Here is a 20,355-nt window from a genome sequence, read left to right as displayed (position 1 = left end):
ATACCCTCTTCCTCTTTTAATATCTACAACCATTTTAAAAAAAGAGGGCGAATCTTAATAGAAGCAAACATCATAAATAACACATTACAAATGTCATATGACAACATACTAAAGAAGAAAAAGCTATCCTAAAATATTGATTTTAAGATAGCTTTATCCATATTAGCCATATGTTTATACATTGAAATATCGAGCATCTGGGTGGGCAAACACAATTGCAGAAACACTCGCTTCCGGCTCCATCATGTAACCTTCCGTTAATTGAACACCGATTTGTTCCGGCTTCAATAGTTTAAACAACTTTTCTTGATCTTCTAGATTTGGACATGCAGGATAACCAAAGGAGAAACGTTGCCCTTGATATTTTGTTGCAAAACGTTCTCGCATTGTAAAATCAGTTGCATCAGGGAAGCCCCAAACGTCACGTATTTCCTGATGAATCCTTTCCGCAAAACCTTCTGCCAACTCTAATGCCGTTGCAAGGAGAGCATGACTTTCTAAAAATTTACCATCTTTCTTTAATTCGTCTGCCACATTTTTCACGCCATGACCTGCCGTTACAACCATTAATGCGACATAATCCATCTCGCCGCTTTCTACCGTTTTCAAAAAGTCGGCTAAGCATAGAAATGGCGCTTCTTTCTGACGCGGAAAATGGAATCGTTCAATTTCAGTATTACGATCTTCCGGGCTATAAATGACCACATCATCTCCATCTGCCTGGGCAGGGAAAAATTGATACATACCTGATGGTGTTAATAAATCAGAACGTAAATAATCATTTACTAATTCATGGAGTTCGGTCGCCCTTTCATCCTTTTCAGCTAAAAGTTTTCCCACATTTCCCTTTAGCCCTAAATGATGCCCTATTAAAGTACGCATATTCACATATGGGTGTAAATGGGCTACTGAATAGTTTCGTTTAATATGTTGCACTAAATCCTTCGGTATATAAACTGGAGCATCCCGAACTGTTCGAACAGGCTTTTCCATCACGGTTACTTGGGGACGAGCTGCTCGTTTTTCATCAGCAAGAAGTCGTTTTTCACGAGATTGTTGAAGTTCTTGAATAAACGATTCCCGCTCATGCACATCCATTAAACGGTTCGCATGATCCAATCCTTGCATAGCATCCTTCGAATAAATGACTGGTCCATCATATTGGGCGGCAATTTTCGTTTCCGTAAAACGTTTCGATAATGCAGCCCCACCAACTAAAATCGGCACATGAATACCCGCTTCTTTAAAGTCTTGTGCTGTTAACACCATTTGTTGAGCAGATTTTACAAGCAACCCAGAAAGCCCTACAAAATCAGGATTTTCCCTTCTAATTGCTTCAATTAATTCCGCCGGTGTCACTTTAATTCCGAGGTCCACGACTTTATAGCCGTTATTGCTTAAAATGATGTCCACTAAATTTTTTCCAATATCGTGTACATCCCCCTTTACCGTTGCTAAAACAACTTTCCCCTTTCCTGAACTATCTTCATTTTTCTCCATATATTGTTCCAAGTGTGCTACAGCTGCTTTCATCACACCTGCACTTTGCAATACTTCCGCTACAATTAATTGATTGTCATTAAATAGACGACCTACCTCTGCCATCCCAGCCATTAACGGACCGTTAATAATGTCCAATGGAGTATCAAATATCTTTCGCGCTTCTTCTAAATCGGGAATTAATCCTTCCTTTGTTCCTTCAATAATGTAATAAGCGAGTCGCTCCTCCACCGTGTCCGGAATATTTGCCACAGACTTTTCCTTTTTCTTATCCCGATAAAAATCTGTAAATACCGCCAATGTTTCATCGTTAGTACGGAAAATTAAATCGTTAGCTAATTTAATTTCTTCTTCCGGAATCGATGCATAGCGCTCTAATTTTTCCGTGTTTACGATGGCGTAATCTAAACCTGCTTGAGTGCAATGATATAAAAACACTGCATTTAGAACTTCCCGTCCTACAGGAGGTAACCCAAAGGATACATTACTTATCCCTAATACCGTCAATGTATTTGGATAATTTTCTTTTATTAATCGAATCCCTTCAATCGTTTCCTCAGCAGCGCCTATATATTGTTCATCACCTGTACCGACTGGGAATACTAATGGATCAAATATTATATCTTCTGGAGCAAGCCCCCATTTTTCTGTTAATAATTGATAGGACCGAGCTGCCACTTCTAATTTACGCTGGCGATCAACGGCCATCCCCTTTTCATCAATCGTCCCGACAACAACGGATGCGCCATATTTTTTTACAATCGGCATGACGGCGTCGAAACGTTCTTCCCCGTCTTCCAAGTTAATCGAGTTAATAATGGCTTTCCCTTGGGAATATTTCAAAGCTTCTTCTATTACGTGTTCATCTGTGGAGTCGATCACTAAAGGGACCTTTACCTTTTTTACAACCTCTTCCATAAAATTACGCATATCTTCTAATTCATCTCGGTCTGGATTCGCTAAACAAACATCAATTACATGAGCACCATTTTTCACCTGTGCACGGGCAATTTCAGCAGCTTCCTCAAATTTCCCTTCAATAATTAATCGTTTAAATTTACGAGAACCGATGACATTCGTTCTCTCCCCGATAAACAGCGGGCGCATAGAATCGTCATATTGGAGTGGTTCAATACCTGATACAACATGACCATGCGTTTTTTTAGGTAATGGACGTGGCTCATATCCTTCAACCGCTGTGCGAATCGCTTGAATATGGTCAGGAGTAGTACCACAACAACCACCAACTAAATTAAGCCATCCCTTTTCTGCAAAGCCTCGAAGTTTTATCGATAACGATTCAGGTGTCTCATGATAATGACCTTCCTCATCAGGCAACCCAGCATTAGGGTAGCAACTAATATAACTTGTTGATAAATCTGCTAATGAACGAATATGATCTGTCATAAACTCCGGACCTGTCGCACAGTTTAAACCGATTGAAAGAGGTTTAATATGTTCAATGGAAATATAAAAGGCTTCAATTGTTTGACCAGCTAATGTTGTACCCATTGGCTCAATCGTAGCTGATATCATAATCGGGAGTTCTTTCTCCGTTTCTCGAAATGCCTGATTGATTCCTAAAGAAGCAGCTTTTACATTTAACATATCTTGACTTGTTTCAAGTAAAAGTAAATGGCACCCAGCTTCAATTAATGCTTTCGCTTGCACATAAAAGTTTTCCGAAAGCTCATCAAAAGTAATGCCGCCTGTTACCGAAAGGGTTTTCGTAGTCGGCCCAATCGCACCCGCAACAAAACGTGGCCATTCGGGAGTAGAATATGCTTCAACTGCTTCTAGCGCTAATTCAACTGCTCGTTTATTAATTTCTTCTGCCTTTTCACCAAGTCCGTATTCGTTTAAAACAAGCGGCGTTCCCCCAAATGTATTTGTACAAATAATATCTGCACCTGCTTTTAAATAACCTAGGTGAATATTTTTTACGACGTCAGGCCTTGTTAGAACTAAATTTTCATTACAACCTTCTAAAACTTCTCCACCAAAGTCTTCAGCTGATAAGTTTTCTCGTTGTAACATCGTTCCCATTGCACCATCGATAATTAATATTCGTTTTTGCAATTGTTCCTCAATCAGATGGTTAAGCATTTACTTTTACTCCTTTGTTTTGCTCATCAAGTTGTTTGATATATTGCATTAATTGAATTGTTAAATCGTAGCGTAAAAATGGCGTGATTAAATAAATTCCATTAAAACGACTAACCGCTGTATCAAGTAATTCCCTAGCAATTGCTACCCCTTCTTTAGCTTCTAGAACTTTATCACCTTCACAAGCTTCCATTCTTTCTAACACTTCATCTGATAATTTAATTCCCGGCACTTCATGGTGTAAAAATTCTGCGCTTCTAAAACTTGTTAATGGCATAATTCCAATATAAATAGGAGTATCCAAATGTTTCGTTGCTTCGTAAATTTCCTCAATTTTTTCCTTTGAATAGACCGGTTGAGAAATAAAATAATCTGCTCCGTGTTCAATTTTTTTCTCAAGCCTACTAACTGCTCTATCCAATACCCGGACATTTGGGTTAAAGGCGGCTGCGACGGAAAAATTCGCTTTTTTACGCAACACTTTACCAGAGAAGGAGATACCTTCATTTAATTGTTTTATTAGAGAGATTAACTCCATGGATGAAACATCATAGACGCTAGTAGCACCAGGGAAATCCCCAACCTTTGTTGGATCCCCTGTCACCGCTAAAACATCGTGTAGGCCAACAGCATTTAGTCCCATTAAGTGGGATTGTAATCCAATTAAGTTACGGTCACGACAAGTAATGTGTGGCATAACTCGGATATTATGTTGCAATTTTAATATAGAGCCCATTGCGATATTACTAACACGAGGAGATGCTAAAGAATTATCGGCCATCATAATGATATCCGCCCCTTCGTTATAGAGCGCCTTGGCCCCTTCCACAAAAGTATTGATTTCCAAATGTCTCGGTGTATCAAGTTCAACAATGATCGACCGTTCACGCTTTACCTTTTCATGTAACGGTTCTGCATTTCTTGGTTCCGCCTCTTGAATGACGATTTCTTGAATCGGCTTTGCTTCTTTTGTAATGATCGGGTTTAAGTTTACTAGCAACTTTTTCGCCGCTTCAATATGTTTTGGTGTCGTACCACAACAACCGCCAATTAAACGGACACCTTGGTTGCGTAGTTGCACTGCTGCTCGAGCAAAATAATCCGCTTCCGATTCGTATATTACTTTCCCTTCTTCGATAGCTAGCAATGAAGCATTGGGATAGGCGGATAAAAATGCCCTCTCTGGAAGTTCTACACCTTCAAAGGCTTGAATCGTGTGATGAGGGCCTAATCGACAATTCACCCCGACGATATCAGCTCCTATCTTTTCTAATTGTTGTAAGGCTACATTTAATTTCAAACCATTTTGTAAAACGCCAGGATCATGCATTGAAACTTGCGCAATAATTGGCATATTGGTAATGGAACGAAGCATTTTGATTGTTTCCGAAAGTTCCTTGAAGTCATAATATGTCTCTAGTAATAAACCATCAATTTGACCATCAATTAATACAGTCGCTTGTTCACGAATTGCCGTTAAAATTTCTTCAAGGGTTGTATCGCTTTTTCTTACACCGCGAATCCCTCCGATTGAACCGATGACAAATTGTCCGCCATTGGCTGCCTTTTTTGCTAGGGCAATGGCAGCCTCATTGATTTCTACCACTTTCGATTCTAGTCCGTACCGTGCTAGTTTAATGGCATTGGCACCATATGTATTTGTTTGAATAACATCCGCACCTGCTGCAATATATTCACCATGAATTTTTTCAATCACATCCGGTCTAATAATATTCATTTCTTCATGACAATTATCAAGACCATAGGAATATAAAAGTGTCCCCATCGCTCCATCAGCGGTTAACACCTTTGACTTTAACGCTTCAAGTAGTCCCATTTTTTCTCAACCCCCACCTATTACTTTCAAAAATTTCAGTTTATTTATATAAAATAAAAAGCCTTCTTTATGAAAAGAAGGCTAATAATCCAATGATTTTCCTCCTTATCTTCCGGCTTTTCGCCTGCTGGATTTAGCACCTTACTTGAAAGTTGGTTGCTGAAGCTTCATTGGGCCAGTCCCTCTGCTTCTCTTGATAAGAAATTATTTAAAAATTTTTAATATTAGATTGTATAATATCTTGAAAAAAGGTTTTCGTCAATACGTTTTTAACCATTCAATGATTATAAAACTTCTAACACTTTTTTCGCTGTATTTTTACCATTTTCAATACACGCACCAATTCCTACACCAAAATAGGAGCATCCCGCAATAAAGAGATTTGGATACTTTCGATTTAATTCATTTACAACAACTTGCAAAGCTTCATTATGGGCAATATCATATTTCGGCATTTGATTAATCCACTTTTTAATATTCACCACAACTGGTTGCTCTTCAATATTTAAGCTTAGTCTGACATCTTCTAATGCAACTTTTGTTAGCTCTTCTTCTGACATAGAAGCTAACTCTTCATATCTCGGATTATTATTTTTATAGAAAAGTCGAACAAGCAAATTACCGTTTTTCGATGTATGCTTCCATTTACGGCTCGTCCAAGTAGAAGCATTACAAACTAAATCACTATTATGGGATACGATAAATCCAGTGCCATCTGCAGGGAGAACTGAATCTGGAATATCAAATCCTAAATACATTGTAATAGCTGAACCATTTGTAAACTTCTCTAGTTGTCCATCAAGTTCTTGATCATTTAACACATTTTTTACAACTGTATTCGGTACGGCTAATACAACGACATCCGCTTGAATTATCTCACCATTTGAAAATGCCACTTCATATCCGTTATCGTTTTTCAATACACTTGTCGTTTCAGTATTTTTATAAAATTCCACTTGTGGAAGCATTTCCTCTAACCGATCAATTAAAGCGGACAATCCATTTTTAAAGGAGATAAATTTTTTATTTGCTGCTTTTTCAAATTGTTCTCTATGGGCTTCGAACCCTTTCATAATACTGCCGTACTCATTTTTATAATCGACTAAGTAAGGTAATGTGGAAGCAAGGGATAATTGATATAAATCTCCCGAGTAGACTCCAGCAAGTACAGGAGCAATTTGCTTCTCGACAATTTCTTTCCCTAAAAAGTATTCTAAAAACTCCCCAATGGAGCTTTCTTTCGTGAAACTTGTATTTGGGATATCGCTATCTTCCAAAACCCGTTTTTTTCCTTCTTCAGAAATTAACGTACTTGCCTGTAACGATTCAACACTCATCGGAATTCCAAAGGTAGACCCTGCAGGAATAGCATGTAATTCATTATTTGTATGGATATAAGAAATACCCGTCTCGTTATATACTAATTCGGATTCAAAATCTAAATCAGAAATAAGTTCAAGTACTCCAGGATGTCGCGCTACAATAGAATCTGCCCCAGTTTCCATAATGAATCCTTTTTCCTCTACGCTATGCATCTTGCCACCTAAATAGGGATTTTTCTCTGCTAAAATATAACGTACCTTCTCTCCTTCTTTAGCTTGGCGGATTAAATAATGCATCGTACATAACCCAGTTATTCCTCCCCCAACAACAACAACTGTTTTCATAATGCCAACTCCCTAATCGTTCAAAAATTTATATTGGTTGTCTAACTTTACATACGTTTTAGTTTCCTTTACAAATTTAGCACATCAAAGGAAGTCGAACAAATTGTCTGCTATATAAAAAGAGATTTCTTTCAATTGAAGTACCCTTATCTATTAGATGAATATCTAACAAACAAAGACTGTTCAAAATAAGAAATCCCTTTTCCTCATTCTTTTTACTCCGAAGTATCCATTTGATGCATTGCAGCTTTTCGCCATTTACTCGCTTCTTTTTTATCCTTTGGAACATCCAAACCTAATTCATAAATCGTTGCGATATTTAATTTCGCTTGATAATCCCCAAGCAGCGCCGCCCTTTTGTAATAATAAAGTGCCTTTTTACCATTCCTCAGTACACCCAATCCATTTTCATATAAAAAGCCAAGATTATAAATGGAATCAATATGGTGGGATTTAGCAGCCCGTTCAAACCAGTGTAAAGCTTCAGGTACATTCCGTTCTTGACCGAGCAACCCATCTAAAAATACGGAACCTACCCGATATTGAGCTTCCTCATAGCCGCCTTCAGCAGATTTAAAATAATATTGAAAGGCGGTTTCCTTATCTACTTTTACACCAATCCCTTGCTCATACATAATGCCAAGGGTATACATTGCCTCCACCACTTCCTTGGATGCAGCGAACGTAAACCAGTGTAATGCTTCTTTTTCGTTCATGGAAACCCCTTCACCGTTTAAATACATATCAGCTAAATTATTGGCTGCATCTGCGTGCCCTTTTTCAGCTGCTTTTTTATAGTATTCGAAGGCCATCTTATAATCTTCTTCCACGCCTAATCCTTCAAAATAACTATTCCCCAGCTCATACGCCGCTTGTAAATGTCCCAAGTGGTCTGCTTCTGTTAACCAATGCACTGAATCACTGTAGTGTTCCATATGACGATAAACGGTAGCAATCTCTAACATCGCATGAACATCCCCACTTAAAGCAAGGACATAAAATTTCAAAGCAGCTTCGATTTCATCTCTATGGAATAAATGGGAATGATCCTTCAATAATTTTTCGAACGTCTCATAATTATGAACCAACATAATCTACACCTTTAACTATATTTAATATAAGTTACCCATTACTTTTCCTTAAAATATTCCACTAAATAATTTTTAAATTGATTTGCTGCAGGTGACAAATACCGATTAGCTGCCCACGAAACGCCTATTTTCCTTTCGCAGATCGGCTCACTAACACGGATTTTACAAACATTATAATCATTTAACCCCTTCACATTCGGAATTAACGAAACCCCTAAACCAGCTCCAACGAACCCGGCAACAGTGTGCATTTCTTCAGCTGCAAAGGTAATATTCGTTGTAATGCCGGCTTCTTTAAAAAATTTATCAACAATAAGTCTTAAAGCGTTCCCCCGTTTAATCGAAATAAAAGGTTCGTCTTTAATTTCTTCAAGCTTAATGGACTCTCTGTTGGCAAAGCGATGATTTTTCGGAACAATTACAAATAGTTCCTCACTCCATAGCTCAATCCAATCAATTTCAATCGTTTTCGAAGTAATCCGTTGGGATAAGCATAAATCAATTTGACCTTCCTCCAACCACTTTAACAAATTATAGGAGGCAGCTTGTGTTAAGGTAAATTTCATATTTGGATATCTTTCTGGAACGTGGGCCATTAATTCTGGTACAACTTCCATTCCAAGGGTATGAATAAATCCAAAGGCTACTTCACCAAACCCGGGCATCACTAACCCACCGATTTCTTCCTTTGCTTTTTCAAACTCCTCTAAAATGATATCTACACTATTTAAAAACAGCTTGCCGTAACGGTTCAAATTGATTGAACGGCCTTGCCGATCAAATAGAGGTACCCCAATTTCTTGTTCAATATTTGAGATGGATTTACTTAATGCAGGTTGTGATATATTTAACTTTTCTGCCGCATGGGTCATATGTTGCATTTCTGCTACTGTTTTAAAATATTCGAGCTGCTGAATTTCCATTTCGTATCCCTCTCTTTAATTGATAACTATTTGGAATGATTATGATAAAAACAATAAATTGTACTTATGTATTGTTAACACTATAATAATGTTAAACATCAAGTTTGCATATCAAATTTTAAATAAAAAAACAACACTTTGCCTAAAAAATTCTCATGTTTGTCACAACTAAATATTAAAGGAGTCTATTAAAATGAAAATCATTCCTCCAAAACCATTTACGATTGAGAAAGGTAATCGAGCCGTTCTTTTACTTCATGGTTTTACAGGAAACACAAACGACGTAAAACGATTAGGAAGATATTTATCCGACCGTAACTATACTGTACATGCACCATTATATAAAGGACATGGTGGTGACCCAAATACACTGATCCAAACAAATCCAATCGAATGGTGGAACAGTGCATTAGAAGGGTATGACGAGTTAAAAAAACGAGGCTATGAAGAAATCGCCGTAGCCGGTGTATCCCTTGGTGGCATCTTCTCTTTAAAATTAGGTGAAGAACGTCCTACAAAAGCAATCGTTACAATGTCAGCTCCTGCTTTAGCAAAAAGTGTAGATAGTTTACAAGAACGAATTATCGACTATACGATTAAATATAAAAAATTAGCCGGCACATATGATGAACAAGCGGATCAACCTCAAGAGTTGGCAAAAAAATTCCGCATGCCTTCTTTAGAATATTTACAAGGTATGATTAATGAAACAAGTGCTAAACTTCCAGAAATTCAAACTCCGGTTCACATTTTACGTGGACTTCGTGATGACGATTATTATTGTCAAAGTGCTGACTTAATATATAACTCTGTAAAATCTCGCATTAAGTCCGTTAAAAGTTTTATCAATTCAGGGCATATTTTAACCCTTGATAAAGAAAAAGAACTTGTATTTGAAGAAGTATATCGTTTCTTCGAAGGACTTGAATGGAGCGATAAAAAAAATCCAGTTTCATGATATGAAATGGAGAAAAGTTGTCTATATTAATAACGTATCCCCTAGCAAATTTTTGTGGTAAAGGTAATCCCAAAACCACAAATTCCCCAATTTGCTATAAAATATATGTCCAAGTGACATACATCCCTTTAAAACAAGCTACGTTTAAGATTCCCCGTCTTAAACAAGTAGCTTGTTTTTTTATTTCCCATTAATTTGATTCGATTTTTCCGTAAACCCCTCCACCACCGACCGTTATACCTATTTTTCCTTTCCGAGCAAGATCAATGGTATAGGCTAATTTTTCAGGAATGACCTTCGCTAAATCTTCCACCGTTACTTTGTGTAAAATATTCATTTCTGTTCCAAAAGCATTTAACATTTTTTCGATCGTTTTCGGCCCAATTCCAGGAATAAAATCTAAAGGGACTTGATGGGTATAGGGAGGTCTTTCTATTTGCAATGACGGCGCATCTGTTAATTCTTTTATCCGTTTTGATACCCCTTTTATGAACTGTTCCTTCCCGCAATAAGGACATCTTCCTTCTGTCTCCTCTATTATTTGTTCACCACAATTGGCACATACAGTTTCATGATATTTCCCTAATAACGGGTTTAAACCGAAGTTTTCTATAATAGTCCTGCCCTCTTGTTGATGAAGGACTAATTTTAATTCTTCAAAATTGGCATCAGCAACTCGCATTTTTTGATATTCACGGGCAATCTTTCCTAAAGAATGGGCATCCGAATTTGTCACAAAAGTATAGGGGGCAAGTTCACTCATTCCTTTTACCATATAAGTGTCCGAGCTTAATCCTAATTCAATGCCATCAATTAATCGGGGATCGAACACCTCTGTTAAACTCTTTTTTACTCCTTTACCATAAAGACTTTTAAAGGGAGTGAACACATGGGCTGGTATAAATAATCCCCCTAATTCATGAACTTTCTGCTGTAACGTACGCCCACTGCAATAAACCCGTTGGGAGCTTAAATGGATGTTTTTTAATTGACTACTTAACCATCGGGAAAAAACTTTCATCTTTTCGATTGTTGGAAAAAAAGCTAATACATGGATTGGTCCGTGACAATTTTCATCGTAAATTTCAATTTCAGCTCCTGGTATTAGCGTTGTCTTTTCGTATCGAATTCCCCCATTTAACAGCTCGGTTGCTTTTCCTTCTCTAATCAATAGTTCTATTTCTTCAATTACTTCTGGTGAATGACAATCAATAATACCGATTAAGTCCAATCCTTTTCGGGAAGTAGCCGTTTGTAAAATGTTCTGTAACGTTAAATTTCTGCTTCCTGTTATTTTTACTGCCCGTCCACTTTCCGTTCTGCCGATATGAATATGTAAATCCGCATAAATTTCTTTCAACAATGATGACACGTCCTTATAATAATTTCTTACTATAAATAATACCCTAATTCATACACTTTGTTACGAATACACATTTAAGTAATTTTCTAAATTATATTCTCCTATATATAGCCGCTGACAATAGTTATCCATATGTTGACTAATTTCTAATAGACTTCAATTCCCATTATCCTTATAATATCAATAAAATATTTCAAAAAATTGGGTTTAGAGGAGGAATATTGAATGGGGAATTATGCACATGTATTTCAAGGAACGGCGTTTACAAGTAAAACCTTTGAAGAAGTAGGCATTTTAAAAGACTATTTATTTTGCATTAATGAAAAAGGAATGATTGTTAAAACGGTCTCTCCCGAAGAAGAGCAGTACGTTACTTTACTTAGGGAATATGAAGGGAAAGACAATTTTCACCGTTTATTAGACGGGGAATATATATTACCTGGGTTTATTGATTTACATGTCCACGCCCCACAATGGGCTCAAGCTGGAACAGCCCTCGATCTTCCTCTTTATGACTGGTTAAATACGTATACTTTTCCTATTGAATCGAAATTTTCGGATATAAACTTTGCCCAATCGGTTTATGAAGACTTAGTACAAACATTGCTAGCAAATGGAACTACTACTGCCCTATATTTTGCATCAATACATAAGGAGTCCAGTTTGTTGTTAGCTCAAATTTGCGCAAGATTAGGGCAAAGAGGACTTGTTGGAAAAGTCGTCATGGATAATCCGGATCAATGTCCTGAATATTATCGAGATGAAAGTACGGAAATCGCGTTAAAAGAAACGGAAGAGTTTATCATTGCCGTCCAAGAGCTAAACGAACAAACAAAGCAAGGGGTTTATCCTGTCGTAACTCCCCGTTTTATTCCAAGTTGTACGGACGAGGCATTAAAAGGATTAGGGGTATTGGCAGCTAAATATAATACCCATATCCAATCCCATTGTAGTGAAAGCGACTGGCAACATGGGTATGCGATTGAACGATTCCATAAACACGATGCCTTCGCCTTAAATGATTTCGGTTTGTTACAAGAAAAAGCTGTAATGGCCCATTGTAACTTTTTAGCAGATAAAGATGCTAAACTATTTGCCTCTACAGGTACCGCCGTTGCCCACTGTCCCATTTCCAATGTGTTCTTCTCAAATGGGGTTTTACCAGCCCGTCATTTGCATGATTTAGGCATTGAGATTGGCTTAGGTACAGACATCTCCGGTGGCTTCTCCCCTAGTCTCTTTGATAATGTAAGACAGGCGGTAATTGCAGCTAGAATGTTAGAAGAAGGAGTCGATACAACGATATCCGCCGACAAACGGGGAGTTTCTTCTTCACGTATTACAACTAGTGAGGCATTTTATTTCGCTACTGCTGGTGGTGGTGAAGCGTTAAGCTTACCAGTTGGGCGCATTGAAGAAAATTACGCTTGGGATGTGCAAATAATTAACACGACGCTCCCATCAGCAAAGCTTCCGATTTTCAATAATGACTTAGAGGATATCTTCCAAAAAATAATGTACTTAGCACGCCCGGAAAACATTCAACAAGTATGGGTACAAGGCGAAAAAGTTCATGAAAGATAATCAGAAATTAATCGTTGTCCATTTTTGAGAAAAGGTTTTTCAATGAACGGCTACAATAGTTGAAGAAGAAAAAGAAATAATTTAATAAATTCAAATTCGAAGAGAGTTAATTTGTATTAACATTCAATACAGGGGGATCAACTTTGAAACAAAAAATTGAACATTTAGGGAGAGTTAAAGAAATCAATAGGTTTCCTGTAAAATCCATTTTAGGTGAGTCTTTATCTTCCGCCTTAGTTGATAGTCGAGGCATCCTTGGTGACCGTTTATGGGCAATTAGAAATGAGAGTGGAAAATTTGGTAGTGGTAAGACTACCCGACGTTTTCAAAAAATGGACGATTTATTTCGCTATAAAGCTAGATATGAGGGGGAAATTCCCATTTTAACAATGCCCGATGGGACTGTATATCGAGGTGACCAAAAAAAGGTGCATGAAGCATTAAGTGAGTTGTTAGGGTTTCAAGTAAACTTATCAAAAGAAGAGTCAATTTCACATTTTGATGAAGGACCAATTAGTATCATCACAACCTCTTCGTTAAACATGTTAAGTAAGGATTTAGGGGAAACAGTTGACCCTCGTCGCTTTCGAGCAAACTTGTTAATTGAAACAGAAACAACAGGGTACTTTGAAGATGAATGGGTTGATCGGCTAATTCAAGTCGGAGAAAGTGTTACCTTGAAAATTGTTGCTCCCCTTCAAAGGTGTGTCATGGTAAACAATTCTCAAGAAGAATTAAAACAAGATGCTCGTATTTTGAAAACCTTAGTAAATAATCATTCGGCAATGTTTGGTGTTTGGGCAAAAGTTGAACGAAATGGTATGGTAAATGTTGATGATGAAGTAATATTTCTAAATTAATTGTGTTATAAGTGTTTAGTATTTACGAAGGAAAAATGATATAGAAGGCTAAAGACCGACTTAATCAAGCCGGTCTTTTTCATGTTCCTTTATTTATGAAATAACCTCTAGAATAAATAAAACCCATGCTGCTAAAAATAACAATCCACCAAGTGGTGTAATTGCTCCTAATCTTTTCACTCCTGTTACAGCTAACACATATAAACTACCTGAGAAGAAAATAACTCCAGTGAACATCAAATAACCTGCCCAGGATAATAAATTGGATGCTCCTAGTAAGGAATCTATTGATAAAATCCCGATCAAAATTAATCCTAGGGCGTGATACATTTGATATTGGACACCTGTATTCCATACTTCCTCGTATCGCGGTTCTGCAAATTTATCTTTCAATGCATGGGCACCAAACGCACCAAGTACTACACCTAAAAATGCTAAAATTCCACCAAACAATAATAAAACATTCATTTAAATATGCTCCTTTTATGTATAGTTAGTTTTAATATATAATTTTGGCTACATGGAAACAAATAAAAAAGCTGTATTAGAAGAGTACATCTCCCAATACAGCATACCATTATTGATTCGTAAAATTATATCGCTTTACTTCACCGTTATTGAACTTCACTTCCAGTTCGAAGGAAGTATAGTTTTCATCTAAATCAAAGGCGGTGATGACTTGGCTTAATACTTCTTCATCCTCTGTGTTTGCATTAAACGTTAGCAGCTCTAAATATTTCACAATTTTGTTATAAGCGTCATCCCCTTCAGCGTGAACATTATTTCGTTCATCTTCAAACTCTGCTGACATGCCCTTTTGATCATTGGCATATTCCACATCGTAGGAAATGTCATTGTCATACTCTACATCTAAATCAAAATGGGTAAAGTTGTATGGTGTATCAACATGTTCCTCTCCCTCATTTTGATCATCTGTTGCATTTTGATCCGTTCCATTATTTTGATCAGCGTTATTATTCGCTGTATCATTCACAGTATCTTTCCCTGTATCTGTAATGATTTCATCCTGATCACCATCGTTACATGCATATAAAACACCTAAAAGTAACAGGATAGTCAACATCGATTTTAATAATTTCATATGCTCACTCCTTTTTATTGTATCCTTTTCCCTCCTATTTTCCCCTGATTGAGGGAATTTATCCTTTTATACATCATTTATAACTATACTTTTTCTTTAAATTTTCCAAGTTAGGGGTTTTTCATAAATTTTTTTATTTCTCTCGTTTAAGGTGTCTCTAAGCTTTAACAGTTCAACGCGTTGAATCGTTAAATTTTTTCTATTGCTCTTCGTTTTCTGACTATATATAATGATTGAAAAGTTATTTAAAAATTCAATTTACATGAAAGAGGCTACTGCTATGAAGGATTTTATAAGTAAACTATTAAATGGAGTCAGTATTGCAATCGTTTGTGCCCTTATACCCAATGCGCTACTTGGAGAAATACTAAAGTTAATCATTCCGTATGTTCCTACTCTCCAACATTTGCTTGATGCTACTGTAATTGTAATGAGTATGCTACCTATTTTAGTTGGTATATTAGTAGGAATGCAGTTTAAATTAACGCCTATTCAAACTGCTAGTGTTGGCATCGCTACGATGGTAGGAAGTGGCGTTGTTAGTAAAACAGCAGAAGGGTTATTCACGATTAGCGGGATAGGAGTCGTCATTAATGCGGGACTTACAGCTGCACTATCTGTACTATTTGTTCAGTTAATTGGTGAAAGACTGAAAGAATACTCCATCCTTCTTGTTCCTATGTTAACCGTAACGTTTCCTGGGATGATCGGATATAGCATTTTGCCATATGTAAGGTCAGGTGCAGGACTAGTTGGAGAAGGAGTTGCTTATTTAACGAATTTGCAGCCTGTCGTGATGGGAGCATTAATTGCTGTCGTCTTTGGAATTATTATTTTGTCTCCTATTTCAACAGTCGGAGTGGCAACAGTCATCATGCTTTCAGGTATTGGCTCTGGGGCAGCTAACTTAGGAATTGTTGCAGTCGGTATGGGCTTATGTTTTGCTAGCTTTAAAGCAAATTCCCTTGGCACAGCTTTAGCCCACGTATTAGGTTCACCGAAGATTCAAATGCGTAATTTCTTTATGAAACCTACTATTGCTTTTCCTATGCTTATTACAGCCGCTATACTTGGCGCATTAGCAGGTATACTAAATGTGCAAGGGACGCCTTACAGTGCCGGATTTGGTTTATCCGGTTTAGTTGGTCCTTTAAACTACATTAACTTAGCCAATGGTGGTTGGTCTGCTTCAAACATCGCCATCATGTTAAGTATGTTTCTCATTTTACCTTTCATATTGAACTTGTTCTTCATCTACTTATTTAAAAAGAAACTAAAAATGATTCAAGATGATGACTATAAATTAGATTTTGAATAAATAAAAAAAGATGGACTCTTAGTTAGAGCCATCTTTTTTTATGGAATCGATCAATATTTGATTGTTCGTTAGTTGGCGTTGTAACATTTTAGCAAATTGTACAGCCTTTTCTCCATCTCCATGAATACATATGGTATCCACTTCAACGGACACCTCTTCCCCAGTTGTTGCCACTACTTTCTGTTCCTTCACTATTTTCATTACTTGTTTAAGTGCAAGTTCCTCTGAAGTAATCGTTGCATTTGGATTCGTCCGTGGAGTTAACTGGCCCTTAACATTATATGTTCGATCTACAAATCCTTCATTAGCTATTTGTAATCCTAGCTTTTTTCCTTCACTAATTAGTCTGCTTCCGGCTAAGCCGTATAAGATCAACTGTTTATCTAAATGAAAGATTGCCCTTGCAATCGCTTCCGCTACTTCTCCGTTAGTTGCCGCTAAATTATAAAGAGCTCCATGGGGTTTTACATGATGTAAAGACCCTCCTTCCGCTTCTATAAATCCCTTTAAAGCACTTATTTGATATAAAGTAATATCATATATTTCTGCTGGAGAAATATTCATCTCCCTTCTACCAAATCCTTGTAGATCAGGAAATCCAGGATGAGCACCAATCGCCACTCCTGCTTGTAATGCCAAGCTTACCGTTTTTCTCATTGTCGATGGATCGCCAGCATGAAATCCACAAGCTATATTAACAGAGGAAACATACTTCATCATTTCTTCGTCATTCCCTATTTTATAAATGCCAAAGCTTTCTCCTAAGTCACAATTGATATCAATCGTAAATGGCTTTTCCATCGAAAGTCTCCTTCCTAAATGAAATACAATCTCCAATCCGAAGCTGCGCCACTTTCCACAAATCTTCTTCTACAATTTTCCCAATAGTTGGATAACCACCAACCGTTTGTGCATCTGCCATTAAAACGATTGGTTGTCCATTTGGCGGTACTTGGATTGTTCCGAACATCGTCGGTTCTGATAGTAAATCTACCTTTCTATTTGTATGTATCGGAAGACCTTTTAAGCAATAGCCCATTCGGTCGCCCGCAGACAATTGATAGTTTGAACTAAAAAAGCGCTCTATATCTTGGTCCTTGAAATAATGAATGTGATGGCTCACTACAACCCTTACTTCTTTTGCATCTGAGAAGGAAGGAATCCATTTTGGATATAAACCTTTACGATATTTGTTTGGAGGAAGGTTCTCACCATATAAAATGATGCCTTCCATCACAGGACAACCGATACCAGCTTTAAGATAGGTAGACTGGCTATTTAACATTTCCTCTCCTTTAAAACCACCTAATGGAATTAAATAAGCAATCGCTCCCTCTGGACTAAATTTTAGTTTTAAAAGATCCCCTTCCTTTAAAACAAACGTTTTCCAAGGTTCAATTCCACTACCATTGACGGTTGCATTCATATTAGCACCAACCAATATATACTCATGGGTGGCAACGGATTGAAAGGTCATCCCACCATAAAATATTTCTAAAGCTGCATTTCCCTTCGTATTTTCTGCGATTTTGTTGCCTAATTGAAAGGATAATCGATCCATTGGACCTGCTGTCGGTATACCGAATCGCCTATAGCCAAAACGTCCATTATCTTGTAATGAACTAAATACCCCCTTACGGACAACTTTCAATAATGGCTTCATTTTTCTCCATCCTAACTTTCTAAAAAAGATTCTATAACTGCATTTGAATCCTCTTTCAATTGGTACTCTATTTCTTGAAATTGCTCCATTGTAATGCTCTTAAAGGATAACCGGTCTCCTGCCTGCAATAGAAAAGGACGCGTTCGATTTAAATCAAACAGCGGAATAGGCGTCTTTCCAATAATGTTCCAACCACCTGGAGAATCGATTGGGTAAATTCCTGTTTGTTTGCCACCTATTCCGACACTCCCCTTTTCCACAAATCGTCTCGGTACGTCTAATCTTGGGCAATATATTTCCTCCCGTAGCCCCCCTAAATAGGGAAAGCCAGGTAAGAATCCAATTAAAAACACAGTATAGTTCGATTCACAATGCATCTCCACGACTTCTTCGATTGTTAAGTTATTGACAAAAGCCACCCTTGCCAAATCTAATGAAAAAGGTGTTTCATAACATACAGGGATTGTTACTTTCCTGGACTCTTTAAACTGGAGATGAATAGAATAGGTATTCCACGCTTCGATTATTTCTTGTAATACCTTTGTATGGACGATTGATTTGTTAAAAAAAACTGTTACCATGTGATAGCTTGGTACCGATTCTATTACAATTCTTTTATATCGTTCGATTATAAATTGATCAAAGGCACGAACAATTTGAAAGGTTTCTCCGTTAATCTCTTCTCCAAATAGAAAAGAACAAACTTTCCTATCTTGTATAATTATTTTAGGAATCATTGGTTACCCCTCAAGAGTAATTACGTCTAAACTTGCTTCAATTGCCTTTGTTAAGTCGCTTATAGACCAACCTGGGATGTTCCCATGTTGAATCGCCAATTCATGGGAGGCAGGAATATGTATAAATCCAGCTTTACAATTTAACTTTTCATTTTGCACATAATGTAATACGGAATACATTATGTTATTGCATAAGTAAGTTCCTGCACTATTTGATATGTCAGCTGGGAATCCCAATTCTTGCAAATGATTCGTTATTTTTCTTATTGGTAAAGTGGAAAAATAACCATCTGGACCATTCACATCAATCGCTTGATCTAGAGGGGCAAATCCTCGATTATCCTTCGCACCGTCCTTTATATTAATCGCAATTCTTTCTGGAGTAACTTTATATCTCCCTGCAGCTAAACCGAGGGAAACAACTATTTCCGGCTGAATTTGTTGTACTTTTTCTAGTATTTTTTTTTCAGATTCATGAAAGTCAACTGGCAGCACAAAACTTTCCACAATCCAGTCATTCATCACACGACCATTTAATTTTTGAACGACTTCCATTGTCGGGTTTATTTTATAGTTTAAAAAAGGTTCAAAACCTGTTAATAATATTTTTCTCATCGTAATTCCCCTCACTTCTTTTTTATTTATATTACCATTTTTGAAAGTTTCTGAAAATTAAAAACGTAGGAGGAGCAATTGATCATTGCTTATCCTACGTTCCATTACGCTTCTTTTTTCTCTTTTGTTTTTCGTTTTCTTGTCACTGTTTTCTTTTTCGTTGGTGCTGTTCTATCAAGGGATGCTTGAAGGGCCGACATAAGATCAGTCATATCAGCTGGAATGACTGTTTCTTTTTCAGCAGCTGCAACGGTAGCTTCGCCATTTTTCTTTTGTTCAATTAATTCCAATAACGCTGTTCGGTAATCATCGTTATATTTCTCTGGCTCAAACTTTGCTGTTAGCTGCTCGATAAGTAACAAAGCTGTATCCAGTTCTTTATCAGCTATTTTATCTTCACTTGGTATGTTCGGAACTTCTGCTACACTACGCACTTCATCGGGAAAATGGATCGTTTCCATTAATAATGTTTCACCATAAACACGAACAATGGCCAGTTGCTCCTTCGAACGAATTGTAATTTTCGCTACTCCAATCTTCCCTGAATCACTTAGTGCCTTTCTTAATAACGCATAAGCTTTTCCTCCACCACTGTCAGGTGCCATAAAATAGCTTCGTTCAAAGTAGATTGGATCAATTTCATCTAACTTTACAAACTCAATAATTTCTACTGATTTATCTTCATTTTCTTTCCGAAGTTTTTCCAATTCCTCATCATCAAGCACAACAAATTTATTTTTCGAGTACTCATAGGCTTTTACAATTTCTTCATTCTTTATTTCCTTCTCACAAACTGGACAAACCTTTTGATAACTAATGGGACTATGACATTCCTTATGCAATTGGCGCAATTTAATATCTTTATTTTCAGTTGCTGCATGAAGCTTTACGGGGATATTTACTAATCCAAAGCTAATACTCCCTTTCCAAACGGTATGCATTTTTTTCACCTACTTTTTTGCTTATTATGTTGAGAACATTGGTTTTCTATGTATAACCAATTCATTTAATCAAAAACTAAAGGAAAAAGA

Annotated in this window: 17 protein-coding genes and 1 riboswitch; of the genes, 4 read left to right on the top strand and 13 right to left on the bottom strand. The window is 37.0% G+C overall.

The features are described from left to right. Positions 1-174: 174 nt before the first annotated feature. The 5 genes from metH to EC501_RS10435 form a co-directional block, all read right to left on the bottom strand. Complete coding sequence (metH, locus tag EC501_RS10455; protein ID WP_122972239.1) at positions 175-3,606, bottom strand: methionine synthase; 3,432 nt, start codon at positions 3,604-3,606, stop codon at positions 175-177. Beyond that, positions 3,599-5,443, bottom strand: a complete 1,845-nt coding sequence (locus EC501_RS10450) for a bifunctional homocysteine S-methyltransferase/methylenetetrahydrofolate reductase (RefSeq protein WP_122972238.1) — start codon at positions 5,441-5,443, stop codon at positions 3,599-3,601. Before EC501_RS10450 ends, metH begins: the two co-directional genes overlap by 8 nt. Before the next feature lie 102 nt (positions 5,444-5,545). After that, a riboswitch (SAM riboswitch) is annotated at positions 5,546-5,646 on the bottom strand. A gap of 81 nt (positions 5,647-5,727) precedes the next feature. Next, positions 5,728-7,110 (bottom strand): protoporphyrinogen oxidase, encoded by a 1,383-nt coding sequence (gene hemG / locus EC501_RS10445; RefSeq protein WP_122972237.1) that lies wholly within the window; start codon positions 7,108-7,110, stop codon positions 5,728-5,730. Positions 7,111-7,325: 215 nt separating this feature from the next. Further along, on the bottom strand, positions 7,326-8,201 hold the full coding sequence (locus tag EC501_RS10440; RefSeq protein ID WP_122972236.1) for a tetratricopeptide repeat protein: 876 nt from the start codon (positions 8,199-8,201) through the stop codon (positions 7,326-7,328). A 38-nt stretch (positions 8,202-8,239) separates the two neighbouring features. Then, on the bottom strand, positions 8,240-9,124 hold the full coding sequence (locus EC501_RS10435; protein WP_122972235.1) for a LysR family transcriptional regulator: 885 nt from the start codon (positions 9,122-9,124) through the stop codon (positions 8,240-8,242). A 193-nt stretch (positions 9,125-9,317) separates the two neighbouring features. On the opposite strand from EC501_RS10435, the gene EC501_RS10430 reads away from it, so the two are divergent. Beyond that, the gene (locus EC501_RS10430; RefSeq protein WP_122972234.1) at positions 9,318-10,082 is read left to right on the top strand and encodes an alpha/beta hydrolase; all 765 of its coding nucleotides are present in this window, start codon (positions 9,318-9,320) and stop codon (positions 10,080-10,082) included. Positions 10,083-10,272: 190 nt separating this feature from the next. Here EC501_RS10430 and EC501_RS10425 read toward each other — a convergent pair whose 3' ends face one another. After that, a complete protein-coding gene (locus tag EC501_RS10425) occupies positions 10,273-11,442 on the bottom strand; it encodes an endonuclease Q family protein (RefSeq protein WP_122972253.1) in 1,170 nt (389 codons plus the stop codon). Between the two features lie 228 nt (positions 11,443-11,670). On the opposite strand from EC501_RS10425, the gene guaD reads away from it, so the two are divergent. Together guaD and EC501_RS10415 are read left to right on the top strand one after the other, a co-directional pair. After that, the gene (gene guaD / locus EC501_RS10420; RefSeq protein ID WP_122972233.1) at positions 11,671-13,029 is read left to right on the top strand and encodes a guanine deaminase; all 1,359 of its coding nucleotides are present in this window, start codon (positions 11,671-11,673) and stop codon (positions 13,027-13,029) included. Between the two features lie 143 nt (positions 13,030-13,172). Continuing rightward, complete coding sequence (locus tag EC501_RS10415; RefSeq protein WP_122972232.1) at positions 13,173-13,889, top strand: MOSC domain-containing protein; 717 nt, start codon at positions 13,173-13,175, stop codon at positions 13,887-13,889. Between the two features lie 93 nt (positions 13,890-13,982). Here the strand turns inward: EC501_RS10415 and EC501_RS10410 are convergent, their stop codons facing one another. Together EC501_RS10410 and EC501_RS10405 are read right to left on the bottom strand one after the other, a co-directional pair. After that, positions 13,983-14,357, bottom strand: a complete 375-nt coding sequence (locus EC501_RS10410) for a DUF423 domain-containing protein (protein ID WP_122972231.1) — start codon at positions 14,355-14,357, stop codon at positions 13,983-13,985. Positions 14,358-14,466: 109 nt separating this feature from the next. Beyond that, the gene (locus EC501_RS10405) at positions 14,467-14,991 is read right to left on the bottom strand and encodes a YusW family protein (protein WP_122972230.1); all 525 of its coding nucleotides are present in this window, start codon (positions 14,989-14,991) and stop codon (positions 14,467-14,469) included. Positions 14,992-15,271: 280 nt separating this feature from the next. Here EC501_RS10405 and EC501_RS10400 point away from each other — a divergent pair, with 280 nt between their 5' ends. Then, entirely contained in the window at positions 15,272-16,309 is a 1,038-nt protein-coding gene (locus tag EC501_RS10400; RefSeq protein ID WP_122972229.1) for a PTS sugar transporter subunit IIC, read from the top strand. A gap of 18 nt (positions 16,310-16,327) precedes the next feature. On the opposite strand, the gene EC501_RS10395 is transcribed toward EC501_RS10400, so the two are convergent. From EC501_RS10395 to ku, 5 genes are all read right to left on the bottom strand, one after another. Then, on the bottom strand, positions 16,328-17,110 hold the full coding sequence (locus EC501_RS10395) for a 5-oxoprolinase subunit PxpA (RefSeq protein ID WP_122972228.1): 783 nt from the start codon (positions 17,108-17,110) through the stop codon (positions 16,328-16,330). Next, positions 17,088-17,972 carry a 5-oxoprolinase subunit C family protein gene (locus EC501_RS10390; RefSeq protein WP_122972227.1) on the bottom strand — a complete coding sequence of 295 codons (885 nt, stop codon included), beginning with the start codon at positions 17,970-17,972 and terminating at the stop codon, positions 17,088-17,090. The genes EC501_RS10395 and EC501_RS10390 overlap by 23 nt, the downstream gene beginning before the upstream one ends. A gap of 11 nt (positions 17,973-17,983) precedes the next feature. Beyond that, the gene (gene pxpB / locus EC501_RS10385; RefSeq protein ID WP_122972226.1) at positions 17,984-18,709 is read right to left on the bottom strand and encodes a 5-oxoprolinase subunit PxpB; all 726 of its coding nucleotides are present in this window, start codon (positions 18,707-18,709) and stop codon (positions 17,984-17,986) included. 3 nt (positions 18,710-18,712) lie between these two features. Beyond that, on the bottom strand, positions 18,713-19,324 hold the full coding sequence (locus EC501_RS10380) for a pyroglutamyl-peptidase I (RefSeq protein WP_122972225.1): 612 nt from the start codon (positions 19,322-19,324) through the stop codon (positions 18,713-18,715). Positions 19,325-19,428: 104 nt separating this feature from the next. After that, positions 19,429-20,265, bottom strand: coding sequence for a non-homologous end joining protein Ku (ku, locus tag EC501_RS10375; protein WP_122972224.1), 837 nt, complete (start codon positions 20,263-20,265; stop codon positions 19,429-19,431). Positions 20,266-20,355: the final 90 nt, after the last annotated feature.

Origin of the sequence: Lysinibacillus halotolerans, from assembly GCF_003711845.1 — a bacterium.
Lineage (GTDB): Bacteria > Bacillota > Bacilli > Bacillales_A > Planococcaceae > Ureibacillus > Ureibacillus halotolerans.
This window is presented reverse-complemented; position numbering and strand designations above follow the sequence as displayed.

Excerpts from the sequence above, each read along its gene's own strand:
- metH (WP_122972239.1), bottom strand. The coding sequence starts at position 3,606 with ATGCTTAACCATCTGATTGAGGAACAATTGCAAAAACGAATATTAATT.
- EC501_RS10450 (WP_122972238.1), bottom strand. The coding sequence starts at position 5,443 with ATGGGACTACTTGAAGCGTTAAAGTCAAAGGTGTTAACCGCTGATGGA.
- hemG (WP_122972237.1), bottom strand. The coding sequence starts at position 7,110 with ATGAAAACAGTTGTTGTTGTTGGGGGAGGAATAACTGGGTTATGTACG.
- EC501_RS10440 (WP_122972236.1), bottom strand. The coding sequence starts at position 8,201 with ATGTTGGTTCATAATTATGAGACGTTCGAAAAATTATTGAAGGATCAT.
- EC501_RS10435 (WP_122972235.1), bottom strand. The coding sequence starts at position 9,124 with ATGGAAATTCAGCAGCTCGAATATTTTAAAACAGTAGCAGAAATGCAA.
- EC501_RS10430 (WP_122972234.1), top strand. The coding sequence starts at position 9,318 with ATGAAAATCATTCCTCCAAAACCATTTACGATTGAGAAAGGTAATCGA.
- guaD (WP_122972233.1), top strand. The coding sequence starts at position 11,671 with ATGGGGAATTATGCACATGTATTTCAAGGAACGGCGTTTACAAGTAAA.
- EC501_RS10410 (WP_122972231.1), bottom strand. The coding sequence starts at position 14,357 with ATGAATGTTTTATTATTGTTTGGTGGAATTTTAGCATTTTTAGGTGTA.
- EC501_RS10405 (WP_122972230.1), bottom strand. The coding sequence starts at position 14,991 with ATGAAATTATTAAAATCGATGTTGACTATCCTGTTACTTTTAGGTGTT.
- EC501_RS10400 (WP_122972229.1), top strand. The coding sequence starts at position 15,272 with ATGAAGGATTTTATAAGTAAACTATTAAATGGAGTCAGTATTGCAATC.
- EC501_RS10395 (WP_122972228.1), bottom strand. The coding sequence starts at position 17,110 with ATGGAAAAGCCATTTACGATTGATATCAATTGTGACTTAGGAGAAAGC.
- EC501_RS10390 (WP_122972227.1), bottom strand. The coding sequence starts at position 17,972 with ATGAAGCCATTATTGAAAGTTGTCCGTAAGGGGGTATTTAGTTCATTA.
- pxpB (WP_122972226.1), bottom strand. The coding sequence starts at position 18,709 with ATGATTCCTAAAATAATTATACAAGATAGGAAAGTTTGTTCTTTTCTA.
- EC501_RS10380 (WP_122972225.1), bottom strand. The coding sequence starts at position 19,324 with ATGAGAAAAATATTATTAACAGGTTTTGAACCTTTTTTAAACTATAAA.
- ku (WP_122972224.1), bottom strand. The coding sequence starts at position 20,265 with ATGCATACCGTTTGGAAAGGGAGTATTAGCTTTGGATTAGTAAATATC.